Source organism: Exiguobacterium sp. LL15 (genome assembly GCF_024436095.1).
In the GTDB taxonomy this organism is placed as follows: Bacteria; Bacillota; Bacilli; order Exiguobacteriales; family Exiguobacteriaceae; genus Exiguobacterium_A; species Exiguobacterium_A indicum.
Genome location: NZ_JANFNX010000003.1, coordinates 72,155 through 86,997, shown reverse-complemented (window position 1 = coordinate 86,997; position 14,843 = coordinate 72,155). Strand labels below are relative to the sequence as shown.

Below are 14,843 nucleotides of genomic sequence, written 5' to 3'. Positions count from 1 at the left end.
TTGAATGCGGAACACACGCTTTTTGAGTTACTTAGCGGCTTGAGATCGCCGGTTCCTCATCCATCATGAATTTTTCGACGACGAGAGCAACACCATCTTCATCGTTCGAAGCGGTCATATACTGTGCTTTTTCTTTGACGGTATCGGCTGCATTCGCCATCGCGACACCAAGACCTGCCCATTCAATCATCGATAGATCGTTGTTACCGTCTCCACAAGCAATGACTTCTTCTTGAGCGATTCCTAGTTTTTCAGACAGTAAGGCAAGGCTTGTTCCTTTTGTCACACCGTCTTCCGTGAATTCAAGGAAAAATGGCTTCGAGCGAGCTACTGCAAGTTCACCCGCAAGTTCCTGTTGAAGCGTCTGTTCGACGCGCGCGAGGTGCGTCTCTTCTGCCGTCATCAAACACTTGACGACAGGTGTTTGAATCGCGGCTTTAAAATCAGCGACAGGGATGACTTCCATGCCTGTCAGTTGTCCTTCAAGCGTCGTATACTCGTTTGGTTGTTCTGTCAGGATTTCATCTCCGATATACGTGTGGATGTAGACACCTTCCCGTTTACTCAAATCGTCGAGGCGGTGGACCGTCTCCGGGGAAAGCGTGCTGAGGAAGAGAGATTCGTTCGTTTTACAATCAATGATTGAAGCGCCATTAAAGCTCAGGATGTAACTGCCATAGCGAGCGAGTTCCAGTTCTTTTGCGAGGTCGAGCATGGCAAAAGTCGGACGACCGCTAGCGAGCACGACCTTCTTCCCGCGTCGCTGCGCAGCGAGTAAAGCTTCTTTCGTACGTGGTGAAATCGTATGGTCACTTGTCAACAAGGTATCATCTAAATCGAGAACAATCATTTTATACGTCATACATTCAAACCCCTTTCAATTATCTGTATATCGTAACAACTTGTGTCCCATTCGACAATATACTCTCCTCGAAGAGAGTATGATAAAGTGGAAACAGAGCCCGTACGGAAAGGATTCCAACTTTATGAAATATCTCTTCATGATCATATCAAGTCTATTATTAGCAGGATGCAGTACGATGTTTCCGCATCCTGCCTCTCTACTCGAACATCCGTCCCTTCCGGCATGGGAGCAGTCGTTGAAAGAACGGATTGACCGCGATTTGCCGAAACAGGCAGAGATCGTGGCGCCACGAAATCAAGCGGTATCCCGCCTATACGAACTCGTCGACTTAGATCGAAACGGTAAAGATGAAGCGATCACCTTCTACCGTAGCGAGCAGGACGGGCGCTTCACGATTCATCTGCTCGTCCATGAACGACAAGGCGAAAAATGGCGACTCGTGGCGCGACAGACGGTAGCTGACGGTCGAGCCATCGATCGACTCGAAGTCATAACTGACGCACGACATAAACAAAACCACCTGGTCATCGGTATTACCAGTTATGGTGAAAATACGTTATACATCATTGAACAGTTACTATCGAAGCAACGAGACGTCACGAAAGTCGATCGGTATGATCGTCTGTCGGTAGATGACTTGAATCAAGATCGAGAGCGGGATATGGTGCTTCTGCAAAAGGGCAGTCCGTCTCGTTTGATCTATTATAAAGACATCCTGTCGAAAGAGCACCAAGAGACGACACTTTCAACGCAGGATGGCGATTTATTCGCAGAACATGATTTATTTGAAGTCGATACGATCAATGCCGCTCGGAATAAAGGCTTGATCGTATCGTATACACGAGATGCAAAAATGCACATCGCATTATTCCGTTTAGCGAACGATACATTGGAACAGGTTCGTTTCGGTCAGGTCGATGAGATCGTCGAACCGATGTATACCTTCCCGAAAGATGTCGATCAAGACGGAATCATCGAGTTTGGTCATCAATACACACCAGCAGGCAGTAAAGGGCGTGAGGGTGAACCGAAACCACGCATCACGGCATACTACACATGGAATGGGTCAGATAATTCGCCATTTCTCGAGAGTGGGTTCGAATTGCGAGAAGAGCAGTACATCGATCAAGAATACAATTTCGTCATGCGGTTCCCTGCCAACTGGGCGACGCGTGAAACGATCGAGAAACGCGAAAATCGTGTTCGGTTTATCAATCGAGAAACGAAGCAGATTGATTTCGAATTAGAGGTCATTCCGAAGAATCAATACATTGCCAATGATCAAAAACGAAAAATCAAAGAAGGTATCGATTATGTCTATGTGATTGATGCGACGAAGGATTATGAAGTGTTCGTCAATCGTGTCACACTCGTGGAATAAAGAATCAGGGGGAGAAAAGAATGACCAAAATACTAGTAGCCGAAGATGAACATGCGATTCGCAGTTTCATCGTCATTAATTTGAAACGAGCAGGCTATGATGTCATCGAGGCGGAAAATGGGAAAGAAGCGCTTGCGCAGTTTGATCAACAAACCTTCGATATTCTGTTACTCGATATCATGATGCCGGAAGTCGACGGTTTTGCCGTCTGTGAACAGGCGCGGGCAAAGGATGAAGTCGTCGGGATCATCATGTTGACAGCACGGACACGAGAAGAGGATAAAGTCATGGGACTGAGCGTAGGAGCAGACGATTACATCGCGAAGCCATTCAGTCCAGCAGAGCTACTCGCGCGCATCCAGTCGCTCCTGCGACGGGTAGAGACATTACGTCGCAGAAAACAGCCACGTGAACTCGTCTCTGGACCGTTTCGGATTGATTTAGGCGCGAAGCGCGTCCAAAAAGAAGGTGTCGACGTCGAAGTGACACCAACTGAATACGATTTACTTTGCCACTTCATTAAAAACGAAGATCAAGTCATGTCGCGAGATGAATTACTCGATGCGGTATGGGGTGAGAATTACTTTGGTGATCGGAAGACGGTTGATGTCAACATTCGCCGTCTTCGTCAAAAAATCGAAGAAAATCCAGCGGAACCGAAGTTCATCGAGACATTGTGGGGACATGGATACAAGTGGCGTAACGAAGAATGAAGCGCCAGATATTAATGCGGTTCATGACGATTATCACGGTGACAGTCTTACTCGTCATCGGGATCCTCTCGTTCGTGACCTATAACTATTACTACGTGACGGCGACGGATGTCTTGAAACGTCATGCGAATGCGAGTGCTGTCTTATTTGCGAATAGTGGCCTTGCTTATGATTACGCCGATTCAGAAGCGACGATCCATGACGTACTTGATTCTTACGCTTATCCAGACGCTGAGATCGAAGTGTTGGATGCGACAGGGATTCCGCGTTACTCTTCGACCGGATTCATCTCGGAACGTAAGTTGACGCGAGCGGCGATCAATCAAGTAAGAGCGGGGCAGACTGTCACGAAACGATATGACGATGAGGCGACGGGAGAACATTTACTGGAAGTAACAGAACCTGTCGTGTCGTTCGGTCAGACGACGGGAGCGCTTCGTTATACGACGTCGCTTGAGCGAATCGATCGACGTGTGATCGAAATTTGTTTAGCGATCGTCCTCCTGGGTACAGTAATTTGGGGACTTGCCTTCATCTATTCCTCACGTCTCGTCTCGTCGATCGTCCGACCGATTCAAGAAGTCATCGGTGCATCGGATCAAATCGCGAAACAGCATTACGACGTCAAGGTGAACGAGGAATACTCGTTCGAGCTTGGAGAACTAGCGCGGACGATCAATTATATGGGACAACAGATTAAACAGCAGGAAACGTTGAAAGATGAATTCATTTCTGGTATCTCCCATGAATTACGGACACCGCTGACATCAATCAAAGGCTGGAGTGAAACGTTACTCGTCGAACAGGATCAGTTGCCGGAAGAGGCGTCGCTTGGGATGGGCATCATTCATTCGGAGACGGAGCGTTTGATTTCGCTCGTTGAGCAGTTACTAGATTTCTCGAAACTCGAGACGAGTCGGCTCGTCTTATACCGTCAGGAAGTCAACTTGACGGAAATCATCGAGACCGTGACGGCGCAACTGCGTCAAAAGCTGGAAGAAAAAAATGTCCAGATCGTACAGAAGTTACCGGCACAAGTCGTCGGTCTATACGACGAAAACCGATTGAAACAAGTCTTCTTGAACCTGCTTGATAATGCGATCCGCTTTTCTCCAGTCGGTGGCACGATCACCATTCGACTCGTTCGTTCAGAGCGTGTATTGTTCCTCTCCTTCAGTGATGAAGGTCCCGGGATTCCGAAAGAGCACTTACGTCACGTCACAGAAAAATTCTATCAAGTGCAAAAAGGAAAGGGTGGAACAGGGCTCGGCCTATCGATTTGTCGAGAACTCGTCGAAGCACATGAAGGCAAGCTATTCATTGATAATCAGCCGGAAGGCGGCGTCATTGCGACGATTCTGCTACCTGTCACGAAAGCGTAAACACTGAGACGGGCAGAGTGAAACAGAAACTGGTAAAGTTAAGTGGATTATAGTACGAAATGGATCAGATGATAGGAAACGGAGGAATCAGTCATGGCACTTGGTGTTTCAAATGGTACGCTTCAACCGCTCTCTGGAAAACCGAACGCGGTATCTACTCAAACCGATCTACAGGATATGAAAATGCGTCCGCTCCCGTTCAAAGGAACGCTTGCAGATTCGAAGTTCCAACTCTTACGTATCCTACAAAGCCTCGACCGCGTCAAAGTTGTTAAGGAGGAAGGGGCATACATCCATGCCATCTTCACGAGTAAAGTCTTTCGCTTCAAAGATGACGTCGAATTTTACTTCGATGAAGCCGCACAAGTGATTCATTTCCGTTCGGCATCGCGTGTCGGATACTCCGACTGGGGCGTCAACCGTAAACGGATGGAAGACATCACACGTCGTTACGAGGAGGGCTTGCGATGAAGACCTATCAATTAGTTGTCATTGGTGGTGGGGCAGCCGGAATGACGATTGCTGCTGGTGCAGCAAGTCTCGGCGCGCACGTCGCCCTGATCGAACGGCATACGCACCTTGGCGGAGATTGTCTCCACTACGGTTGCGTTCCTTCAAAGGCGTTGATCGAAGCCGCGCACGATGTTCATGTCATGAAGCGAACGGCTGAAAAATACAACGTGACGCTGAACGGGGACGCGGTCTATTCGAAAACGAAAGCAAGCGTCGATCGAGCACGTAACATCATTCAATCACATGATGGAACGAAACGGTTCGAAGACCTTGGCGTCGATGTCTATATCGGAGAAGCGACATTCCTCAGTGCTCATGAAGTGGAAGTGGCGGGACAGCTTGTCGTAGGTGAGAAGTTTGCGATCTCGACGGGATCTCAACCCATCATTCCACCGATTGATGGACTCGATACGATTGATTATTTAACGAACGAGACGATCTTCGAATTAACGGAGCGTCCGGAGCGACTGCTCGTCATCGGTGGTGGAGCGATTGGTCTTGAGTTATCGCAAGCATATGCGCATCTTGGAACAGAAGTCACGGTCATCGAGGGTATGAAGACGTTACTCGGAAAAGAAGACCGCGACATGGTCGAAGTCATTCAACGTCAGCTCGAACAAGAATTGACGTTACATCTCGATACGAAGGTCACGCACGTCCGCAAGTCGGCGGGGGGCATCGAAGTGACGGTTGAAGCAAACGGCGAATCACGTGTCATCGAAACGGATGCCGTGCTTGTCGCAGTCGGTCGTAAGCCACGCATCGAAGCACTACGTCTCGACCGAGCTGGCGTACACGTCGAGAAAGGATTCGTCCAAGTCGATAGTTCACTTCGAACAAGTCAGCGACACATCTTTGCGGTCGGAGATACGATCAACTCGCTCCCATTTACGCATGTCGCAGGACTGGAAGGAAAAACGGTCGTCACGAATGCTTTATTCGGTCTACGGACGAAGCCGGATTATCGGGCGGTTCCGTGGGTCACATTCACGACACCTGAATTGTTCCATCTCGGATTGACAGAAGACGAGGCACGCAAGAAACATGGTGAGATCAAGGTCTATCAGACCGGTCTCGATGAAGTCGATCGTTTCGTCATCAATGGTCAGACGGAAGGACGCGTCAAGCTCATCGCTGATAAGCGTGGAAAACTGATTGGAGCACATGCAATCGGAGAACAAGCCGGTGAATGGATGCAAGAAGTCGTCTATGCGATGGCACGTAAAGATAAGGTCGGTCAATTGTCGCGTGTTGTCCACCCGTACCCAATTCGTGGTGCTGCTGTTCAGCGTGCTGCTGATGTCTACTGGCGTGAACGTTTATTCGCTGGTCCGATCCCAAAATGGTTGAAACGTTATTTCGACTGGAAACAAGGAGAATGATTCATGCAACAACCTGCTACTAAACGGAATTTCGTTCCGCTCGTCATCCTGTTAACGCTTGTCATCAACTTGCTCGTAGCGCTTTTATTCTTTGCGCCACCTGTACAAGTTGATTCAGGATTCGACTGGACGTTGCTTCCTTTTTTGAATGCCATCTTCAATAGTTTTACCTTCATGCTGTTGCTCGGCGCTTGGATTTCCATTCGTCGGGGCAATCGGGTGAATCATCGTCGCTTCATTGGTGGTGCGATGACGACGACGACTTTATTCTTAATTTCGTACGTCACGTATCATGCTGTCAGTGAATCGACGAAATTCGGAGGCGAAGGGTTCGTTCGTCCTGTCTATTTCTTTATCCTGATTACGCATATCATCCTAGCTGCAGTCATCGTTCCACTCGTCTTGATGTCACTCGCGCACGCTGTGAATCAAAACTTCGAGAAGCATAAAAAGTGGACACGTTTTACGATGCCGCTTTGGTTATACGTCAGCTTAACGGGCGTCATCGTCTATATCATGATTCGTCCGTATTATTAAAAAAGACTCCTTCGTGTCTACCACGAAGGAGTCTTTTTGATGATCAGGACTTAACTTTTGTTTCATCGAGTACATTCGCTTTTAAGTCGATCAATGGTCGAATTAAAACTTCGACACGACGATTTTTGCTACGACCGGTTTCTGTTTGATTGGACGCAATCGGTTGGAATTCTCCGTAACCGCTGACGGTGAACCGTTTTGGTTCGAGCTTCGGATTACGTTGCAAAGCACGCATGAAACTGATCGCCCGGTCCGCACTCAGTTCCCAGTTCGACGGATACCGTGCTGTGTTGATTGGAATATTGTCTGTATGTCCAGACACTTGAATCTGACGTTGCCCTGCTTTGACGAGCAGTGCACTCATCCCCTCTGCGATTTGAAGCGAGCGTCCTCTTACTTCTGCCTGAGCTGGTGAGAATAGTGCGCGGTCGCGAATCGTAAAGACGAGACCTTCATTCGTAATTTCGACCTTGATATCTTTTTCAAGTTTTTCATTCTTAATGTATTCATTGGCTTCTTCTTTGATTTTTTCGAGTTCCGCAATTTCATAGCTTTGTGCTTTTGTCCGCGCGTCTAGCTTTTTTGATTCCTCTTCTTCTTGAGTAGAGAGCGAGCTATTTGTAATCATCCCTGATCCACCGTTGAAGACGGAGCTAAACGACTGAGACATCGCTTTTAGTTTCACGGCATCGACACTACTCGAAGCAAACAGAACGATAAAGAGTGCCAGAAGTAAGGTCAATAAGTCGGCGTAGGGAATTAACCAGCCTTCGGAGATATGTTCGTCATGCGGCTTCTTTTTCCGCTTCATAGTTCGCACGCTCCTTCGGTGTCAGGTACACGAGTAGCTTATCTTCTAAGTTCTTCGGGGATTCACCGTTTTGAATCGAGAGAATCCCTTCAATCATCATTTCATACAACTGAATCTCGCTTGCTGATTTTTGCTTCAGCTTCGTTGCGAACGGGAACCACAGGACATATCCGGTGAAAATTCCGAATAACGTCGCGATGAAGGCACCTGAAATGGCGTGACCTAATTTTTCGATATCCGATAAATCGGATAGGGCGGCAACGAGACCGACAACGGCACCGAGAACCCCAAGCGTTGGTGCGTAGGTACCGGCTTGCGTGAAAATGTTCGCGTTCGCATGATGGCGTTCCGTCATATTTTCGAGATCACGTGTCATGACGTCCTCGACATATTCGGATGGTTGTCCATCGATGACCATCATGACGCCACGCTTCATGAAGGCATTATCGACTTCTTCAAGTGCTGACTCGAGAGATAACAGACCCTCTTTACGTGCTTGCGTCGAGAGTGTCAGAAATTGTCCGAGCAACACTTGTTTTGTCATCAGCTTTTGTTCGAATAAGATGACTTTAAATAAGGCAGGTAAGACTTTCAATCGTTCCTTCGGGAAGGAAATCATGATGGCAGCTGCTGTCCCGACGAAGATGATGACGAGGGCTGCGGGGTTAAGCAAAGCGACGGGAGGCGCACCTTTTAAGATCATACCTCCGACTAATGTGATGAGACCAAGAATGATCCCGATGATCGACACGATATCCATGATTGATGTGTGCCACCTTTCTGTATGTAATTCGTATAGGAACGAAAAATAAAAGAGCAGAAGACACTTCTTCTGCTCGGAAATCCAAAAACCGAGAATCAAGCGCCGTTTTCGTCGATTAGCATTTGAATGCTTTCGTTTCGTTCGTCACGCTCTATATCGGTCAGTACGTCGTATTTTTTTAACACTTGATACAATTCATTTAGAATCGGTTGCTCCAAATGTAATGATAAGAGTTCCTCGAATTGATAATACAATTGCGCAGGCATCCATTGTGATTGTCGTTCCAGCCTTCGCCAGACATCCTCAATCGAATGATCAGCCGTCTTAGGGTCCACTGTTTCCCTCAACCTCCTTTAATGATTACACGTCCACTTTTATCTAGTTTACCAAAAAAATACGAAAACGTTTAGTCGATTGCATATTTCGATAGAACTTCTTAATTCGAGGGAGTATGATAAAGACAATTCTGTCTGAAAACAATCTAGGGGGAGTAAGATGTTCTCGCATAAAAGACGTTCACGACTCGCACGCTTCGGGCGTTTAGGTGAATTGATGTATCATCAGCTATTCGATAAACCGGCACGTTTCATCGCAACGGGCTTTACATTGACGATTTTACTGGGTGGTTTTTTATTGTGGCTTCCGATTTCACAACAAGAGGGACAAGATGTATCATTCATCGATTGCCTATTCGTTGCGACATCGGCAGGAACCGTCACAGGACTGTCACCGATCAATATTGCCGAATCCTATAATTTACTTGGTCAAATCATCATGATGCTTTTAATTCAGGTCGGTGGGCTTGGGTTCATGACAATCGCGCTCGTCTTGCTGAGCGTCACGGGACGAAAAATCGGGATTCGTCAGCGGATCATCATTCAAGAAATGTTCAATCTCGATAGTCCGGGCGGAACGATTCGTCTCGTCCGTAACATCATCGTCACGACGGTCCTCGTCGAGATCGTCGGCATGTTTTTGATTGCGCTCGATTTATTCATTCAATATAAGTATACCTTTTGGAAAGCACTCTATTACGGTCTGTTTCATGCCGTATCCGCCTTTAACAATGCGGGCTTCGCACTTTGGGGCGATAATTTAATCGGTTTCCAACAGGATACGACGTTCATTCTGACAATTGCAGCGCTCTTGATGATTGGTGGTCTTGGTTTTACGGTCATCGCGGATATCGCTGGTAAACGAAACTTCAAGAAAATTTCGCTCCATTCTAAATTGATGGTGCTATCACTATTCGTCATCAATGGACTAGGTGTTTTAGCAATGATGCTCTATGAATGGGTATCGAACTTGGGTTCATTAAAAGACGAATCGTTCTTTAGTGCACTCCATATCGTGTTCTTCCAAGTCGTCACGACACGAACAGCTGGTTTCCAGACGATCGATTTAACGACGATGGTGCCGCTCTCGATCGGTTTGATGATGGTCTTGATGTACATTGGGGCAGGTTCCGCATCGACAGGTTCCGGGATCAAGGTCACGACGGCAGCGGTCATCTTGAAGAATGTCTGGACGTATATACGCGGACAGCGTGAAACGGTTTTGATGCGTCGGACCGTTCAGACGCAAGCGATTCAAAAGGCATATGCGATTGCTGTCTTCAGTTTACTGTTCATTGCTTTGATCACGACGTTCCTGGCGTTGACCCAGCCGAACATTTCCTTTATTGGTTTATTCTTTGAGACGGTCTCGGCATTTGGAACAGTTGGTCTTTCTTTGAACGTAACAGCTGAGCTCAATAGCTTTGGTAAGTTTTTGATCATGTTCATGATGTTACTCGGACGTGTCGGCTCCTTAACGATTCTGTTCACGTTCGCGACGCAGCGAGACCGGACGATTCGTTATCCAAAAGAGAATATGTTGATCGGATAACCGATAAAAAAGTCCAATCGACTTCCCTTGTGGAAGAACGATTGGACTTTTTTAGTGTGTTGCGTGTGTTTGGTAATACTGGACGAGTCGAGGCATCGTTTCTGCAAGGTCTGGACAAATAATACCAGTGTCCCGTAAGTCACGTAAGGCATGTGTCGTGTCATATTGAACGGGATGAATGAAGTAGTCAAGTGTCTGCCGTTGCATCTGAAGTCGTTTCGCGACAGCTGGAGTCAATGCCGTGCTAACGAGTCGAAACGGAACGATTCCGCGCGGATAACGTCCATAATAGGCGACGTGTAACATCTCAAAAATCGCACGTGCGCCATGTGGGAATGGATCCGTCAGATGATAGGTCTTATTTCTTCCGACCGGTGCATGACTGAGATAAGCGGTCGCTTCAATGACGTAATCATAGGGCACGAGATTGACGAGTGCGTTTGCTCGACCTGGGTACGGAAGAGGGGCGAAGGATTGCAGGAGACGCATCGCGTTCAGAACGAAATACACCCCATCCCATTTCGGTGTTTCGCCCGTTTCGGAATGACCGACGACGATCCCAGGACGGATGATCGTATAGGGGATCGTTCCGATTTCTTTACGGAAACGCACCTCTGCTAAATATTTCGTTTCTTCATAAGCATTTTTAAAGGCACTTGCTTGTAACTCATCTTCTAGAACGATTCCGGAACGAAGACCCGAGACATACGCTGTACTGAAGTAGATGTAACGCTCTAAGGTCCGACACGTATGAGCAAACTGCGTCACGTTCGCGGTACCGATCACATTGATTCGAAAGGCGGGTTCATATGCTGTTGCTAAATCATATAGCGCCGCGAGATGAAAGATGTGTGTGACGTCTTGTTGCAACATCATCCGCGCCTCTGATGATAAAGCAAGCTGTTCGACCGTGATATCGCCTTCGTGCAATACAAGTTGCTCCGATCGTAAGGATGTACGTTCTAGAAGATCCTGGCGTCGCTTAACAGCTGCGTTTCGTTCTGACGGTAAATGAAGCAAATGAAAACAAGCGATTTGGTCCGGAACACGTGCCAGTTGTTCGATCAGTTTGGTCGCTAAAAAACCGGGGAAACCCGTCATGAAGTAGGTCCGCATCAATTCCATTCCTTTCTTGGATCACGTTCGAGTACAACGGTGAAAGTCGAACCATCATTGATTTCTGATTCAACGGAAATTGCACCTCCGTGTGATTCGATGATTTCCTTACAGATGGCAAGTCCGAGGCCGGTTCCGCCGATTTTCCGGATGTCTGAGTTATCGACCCGGTAAAATTTCGTAAAGAGCTTTTCAAAAGCATTTTGTGGAATACCGAGTCCATGATCTGTCACAGAGAACGTTGCTTGTTCCGGATTGGCTGAAAGAAGGACTCGAATATGATCCGCCTGTGGAGAGTACTTAATGGCGTTCGAAAGCAAGTTCAAGATCACCTGCTTGATTTTGTGCTCGTCCGCAAAAATCAGAACAGGATCCTCTGGTAGTTCTAAATCAATTCGATGCGTCTCGACGGTCTCGCCATAGGCATCGACGGTTGATGCGAGAAGATTTCGTAACGAGAACGACGTGAAGGTATACTCTTGTTTTCCACCTTCTAGACGTTGAATGTCTAAAAACTCATTTAATAGCGTCGTCAATCGTTTCGTCTCTTCGTGGACGATCTCAACATAACGTTCGATTCGATCAGCCGATTGTTTTTTATATCGTAGTAATTCCATATAGCCAAGAATGGAGGACAGTGGCGTGCGCAACTCATGCGATACTGTACTGACGAGTTCGTCCTTTACTTGATCCATCTTCGCTTCCTCTGTCCGGTCACGGAAAACAAATAGGAAGCCATGACGAGAAATGCGACTCTTCTCCTTTTTGATCGCAGTCGCATAAAATTCGAAATAAAGTGGACTGGACTCATTTGGTCGCTGTAACGTGAAACGAAACGATAGTTCAGAATGTTTTCCAGCGAGTAATTCCTCTACTTGTCGGAGCATCTCGAATCGAGTATTCAAATCGAGATTCGGAATCAGACTGATTCGTTCTTGAATCTTACTTGGTGCAATGCCTGGGACATCGAGTAATTTGCGTGCTTTGACGTTCATGAAGATGAAACTCCCATCTTCTTCTGTCAGTAGGAAACCTTCATTGGATGCTTGAAGAATCGATTGTGTGATATCACGCTGGCGCATGATGGCATTTTTTTCGCGTTCAAGCATTTTCTCAATCTTTTTTCGTTCTGTAATATCACGAACGACGGCGACACGCATCCGGATGTTGTTGTAGATGATTTCACGCGGGAAGACTTCGATTTCGACAGAGGTTCCGTCGGCACGTTGACCGAGGACTTCGTATGGTTCTTCTCGATGCTCCTCGATGCGTTGCAAGACACGCGCGTGATGATCCGGATGAATCAATTCAAGCGTCGTCTTGCCTTTCATTTTCTCGAGTTTCGTCCGGAAAATGACTTCTGCTGCGCGATTGGCATCGATGATGATTCCGTGATCATGAAAGATGACGGCTTCAACGACGGATTCCGAGAAGAGTCGGAAGCGGCGTTCGCTTTTCGTTAGATGCCATTCGATTTGTTTTTGCGGTGTGATGTCCTGAATGAGTAGGAAGTACGTATCGTTTGGCAACCGCGTCATATAAAGACGCCCATGGAACGTTGAGCCATCCAAACGATGATAGGTCCATTCATTTTCGGCTTCCCGTCCATGCAGTAAAAAAAGTTGTGCGTCCGATAAGTCTTTTAAGTTCAATTGTTCGAGATGTTGACGGCGGGTAGCGATTTCCTTTGCATCATGTAGAACCGTCGCTTGGAGACCCATGATGTCTTCGGCATGCTCGAAACGAAATAAGGTGCTTGCCACCTCGTTACAAGTTTGAATCCGAAACTCGGAGTCGGTGATGAATAGAGCAGTATCTAGTGTTGAATTGAATAAGTCCTCGATTTTCAGGGGAGCGACATGGACAAGAAAATAGTCCGTCGCTTCAATCGCTGTGACTGTTAATTGATATGTCGTTGAAATGACGGCTTCCTTCTGTAATGGAAAGAAATCATCCGTGATGGGAAACAGCTCCTGAATGGTTTCGATATTCGGAGCGTTCATGAACTGGTGTTGAAACGCGTCATTATGAAATTGAATCTTTCCATTTGCATCGACTAGAAGAACGGGGTCTTTCATAGCACGTATCGTCGCGTGAATGATTCGTATCGATGAAGGGGATGAATGTTCTGCCATGAGCTACCTCCTGACTGGTCTTCGACCATGGATTTTAAGACAGTCTTTCCTCAGCTTACTTCTGCAAGATGAGGCGTGTTTCCTGTTGAAGGAAGTAACCGACGAAGAATTTTAGTATAGTGAAAAAAAGGTCACGACGAAGTAGAGGAGAAAAGCACGATGAAACGATTGAAACGAAAACGATTGTTACTAGCAGCTTTGTTTGCAATGATAGGAATTTTCGGAACTTATTTTTTTTCGAGTTCTTGGGAACCTTTAATCTTAATCATCAGTATAGTAGGGTGTATCCTTTTTCTTCTTTTGTCCATTTTAACGCCGTCGCTTGAAAAACGACTCGATCGAATGGAAGGACGAGAATTTGAAGAATGGCTTGCCGATTTATTTGAAACAGCAGGATATCGAGTCGAGTTGACACCTGCTTCACGCGACTTCGGAGCAGATTTGTTGATAGAGGATGAACGAGGGTATAAGATTGCCATCCAGGCAAAGCGATATAGTGCGGCTGTAGGGCTCGAAGCGGTTCAACAGGTCGCTGCCTCGGTTCCATTCTATGGGATGGACGAGGGGTGGGTCGTTACGAATTCGACCTTTACGGAAGCTGCATATCAGCTAGCGGAACCAAATCAGGTTCGCCTCATTGATCGGGAAGAATTGCTCGCATTTGCAAAGGAGATGAACCTGCATTGAACATGTCGAATGATTGTCGACAAAAGGGGGTTGTCAATTTGGAGAAACGGTGCAATAATCATTTTCGTTAACGAAATATCATACAGATAAAGAAAGTTAAACTATACAGGATGTCTAAATAAACTGGGGACGAAAAACCAGCACGTTTTAGCAGTGAGAGGAGAATTTCTGTTGCGCAAAGTTGTCTATGTGCAGGGTTGCGTTTTTTCGCAAGGTCATGCCGCGATTTATGATGAAGCGCACCAAATGATCGGTGCGGTTCAACACGACGAGAATGGTCGTGTTCAAGTAATGAATGGTGAAGGTAGAGGGGTAGCGTTTGGTAAGTTCATTCCGACGTGTAAGAAGTGGGTCGTGATGAACCATGATGGACAAGAGGTAGGTCAAATGCGTGAGAAGTTTTCGCTCTTCTCGAAGAAATGTGAGTACAACGTGTATGAGCGTGGTACATTCACGATTTCCTTCGACCTGACAAAAGGAAAATTCTCCGTACGGAGTGCAGCTGGAGAAGTCGTTGCTGAATTGTTGCAAGACGGTGATGAGTACCGTCTCGTCAAGGATGCGGACAAACTCTCGATGTACGAACTACTCTCTGTCTTGAAAAGTCTGACGAACAACGTCCACTATAAATCACTGACAGCCGTCTAAATAAAAAAAGATGCCTTCCATGA

General features: G+C 46.8%; 15 protein-coding genes. 9 read left to right on the top strand and 6 right to left on the bottom strand.

The annotated features are described in order from the left end of the window. Positions 1-31: 31 nt before the first annotated feature. Positions 32-862 carry a Cof-type HAD-IIB family hydrolase gene (locus NOM72_RS13485; RefSeq protein WP_255999335.1) on the bottom strand — a complete coding sequence of 277 codons (831 nt, stop codon included), beginning with the start codon at positions 860-862 and terminating at the stop codon, positions 32-34. Positions 863-1,001: 139 nt separating this feature from the next. Here NOM72_RS13485 and NOM72_RS13480 point away from each other — a divergent pair, with 139 nt between their 5' ends. From NOM72_RS13480 to NOM72_RS13455, 6 genes are all read left to right on the top strand, one after another. Further along, positions 1,002-2,246, top strand: coding sequence for a hypothetical protein (locus NOM72_RS13480; RefSeq protein ID WP_241492599.1), 1,245 nt, complete (start codon positions 1,002-1,004; stop codon positions 2,244-2,246). 20 nt (positions 2,247-2,266) lie between these two features. Further along, positions 2,267-2,959 carry a response regulator transcription factor gene (locus tag NOM72_RS13475; protein WP_023469704.1) on the top strand — a complete coding sequence of 231 codons (693 nt, stop codon included), beginning with the start codon at positions 2,267-2,269 and terminating at the stop codon, positions 2,957-2,959. Between the two features lie 23 nt (positions 2,960-2,982). Next, positions 2,983-4,341, top strand: a complete 1,359-nt coding sequence (locus NOM72_RS13470; protein ID WP_235147608.1) for a sensor histidine kinase — start codon at positions 2,983-2,985, stop codon at positions 4,339-4,341. A gap of 93 nt (positions 4,342-4,434) precedes the next feature. Further along, on the top strand, positions 4,435-4,812 hold the full coding sequence (locus NOM72_RS13465) for a DUF1499 domain-containing protein (RefSeq protein ID WP_023469702.1): 378 nt from the start codon (positions 4,435-4,437) through the stop codon (positions 4,810-4,812). Beyond that, a complete protein-coding gene (locus NOM72_RS13460) occupies positions 4,809-6,236 on the top strand; it encodes a dihydrolipoyl dehydrogenase family protein (RefSeq protein WP_023469701.1) in 1,428 nt (475 codons plus the stop codon). Before NOM72_RS13465 ends, NOM72_RS13460 begins: the two co-directional genes overlap by 4 nt. Before the next feature lie 3 nt (positions 6,237-6,239). Continuing rightward, a complete protein-coding gene (locus tag NOM72_RS13455) occupies positions 6,240-6,773 on the top strand; it encodes a DUF420 domain-containing protein (protein WP_023469700.1) in 534 nt (177 codons plus the stop codon). 43 nt (positions 6,774-6,816) lie between these two features. Here the strand turns inward: NOM72_RS13455 and motB are convergent, their stop codons facing one another. The 3 genes from motB to NOM72_RS13440 form a co-directional block, all read right to left on the bottom strand. Next, a complete protein-coding gene (motB, locus tag NOM72_RS13450; RefSeq protein WP_023469699.1) occupies positions 6,817-7,584 on the bottom strand; it encodes a flagellar motor protein MotB in 768 nt (255 codons plus the stop codon). After that, positions 7,559-8,344 carry a flagellar motor stator protein MotA gene (motA, locus tag NOM72_RS13445; RefSeq protein WP_023469698.1) on the bottom strand — a complete coding sequence of 262 codons (786 nt, stop codon included), beginning with the start codon at positions 8,342-8,344 and terminating at the stop codon, positions 7,559-7,561. Before motA ends, motB begins: the two co-directional genes overlap by 26 nt. A 98-nt stretch (positions 8,345-8,442) precedes the next feature. After that, the gene (locus tag NOM72_RS13440; protein ID WP_023469697.1) at positions 8,443-8,682 is read right to left on the bottom strand and encodes a hypothetical protein; all 240 of its coding nucleotides are present in this window, start codon (positions 8,680-8,682) and stop codon (positions 8,443-8,445) included. Between the two features lie 160 nt (positions 8,683-8,842). Here NOM72_RS13440 and NOM72_RS13435 point away from each other — a divergent pair, with 160 nt between their 5' ends. Further along, a complete protein-coding gene (locus tag NOM72_RS13435) occupies positions 8,843-10,234 on the top strand; it encodes a TrkH family potassium uptake protein (RefSeq protein ID WP_255999334.1) in 1,392 nt (463 codons plus the stop codon). A gap of 51 nt (positions 10,235-10,285) precedes the next feature. On the opposite strand, the gene NOM72_RS13430 is transcribed toward NOM72_RS13435, so the two are convergent. Together NOM72_RS13430 and NOM72_RS13425 are read right to left on the bottom strand one after the other, a co-directional pair. Beyond that, positions 10,286-11,335 (bottom strand): SDR family oxidoreductase, encoded by a 1,050-nt coding sequence (locus NOM72_RS13430; RefSeq protein WP_255999333.1) that lies wholly within the window; start codon positions 11,333-11,335, stop codon positions 10,286-10,288. A gap of 14 nt (positions 11,336-11,349) precedes the next feature. Next, entirely contained in the window at positions 11,350-13,485 is a 2,136-nt protein-coding gene (locus NOM72_RS13425; protein ID WP_255999332.1) for an ATP-binding protein, read from the bottom strand. A 342-nt stretch (positions 13,486-13,827) separates the two neighbouring features. Between NOM72_RS13425 and NOM72_RS13420 the strand changes: the two genes are divergently transcribed. Both NOM72_RS13420 and NOM72_RS13415 read left to right on the top strand, forming a co-directional pair. Further along, on the top strand, positions 13,828-14,172 hold the full coding sequence (locus NOM72_RS13420; RefSeq protein ID WP_235147606.1) for a restriction endonuclease: 345 nt from the start codon (positions 13,828-13,830) through the stop codon (positions 14,170-14,172). Positions 14,173-14,343: 171 nt separating this feature from the next. Next, entirely contained in the window at positions 14,344-14,820 is a 477-nt protein-coding gene (locus NOM72_RS13415; RefSeq protein WP_023469691.1) for an LURP-one-related family protein, read from the top strand. Positions 14,821-14,843: the final 23 nt, after the last annotated feature.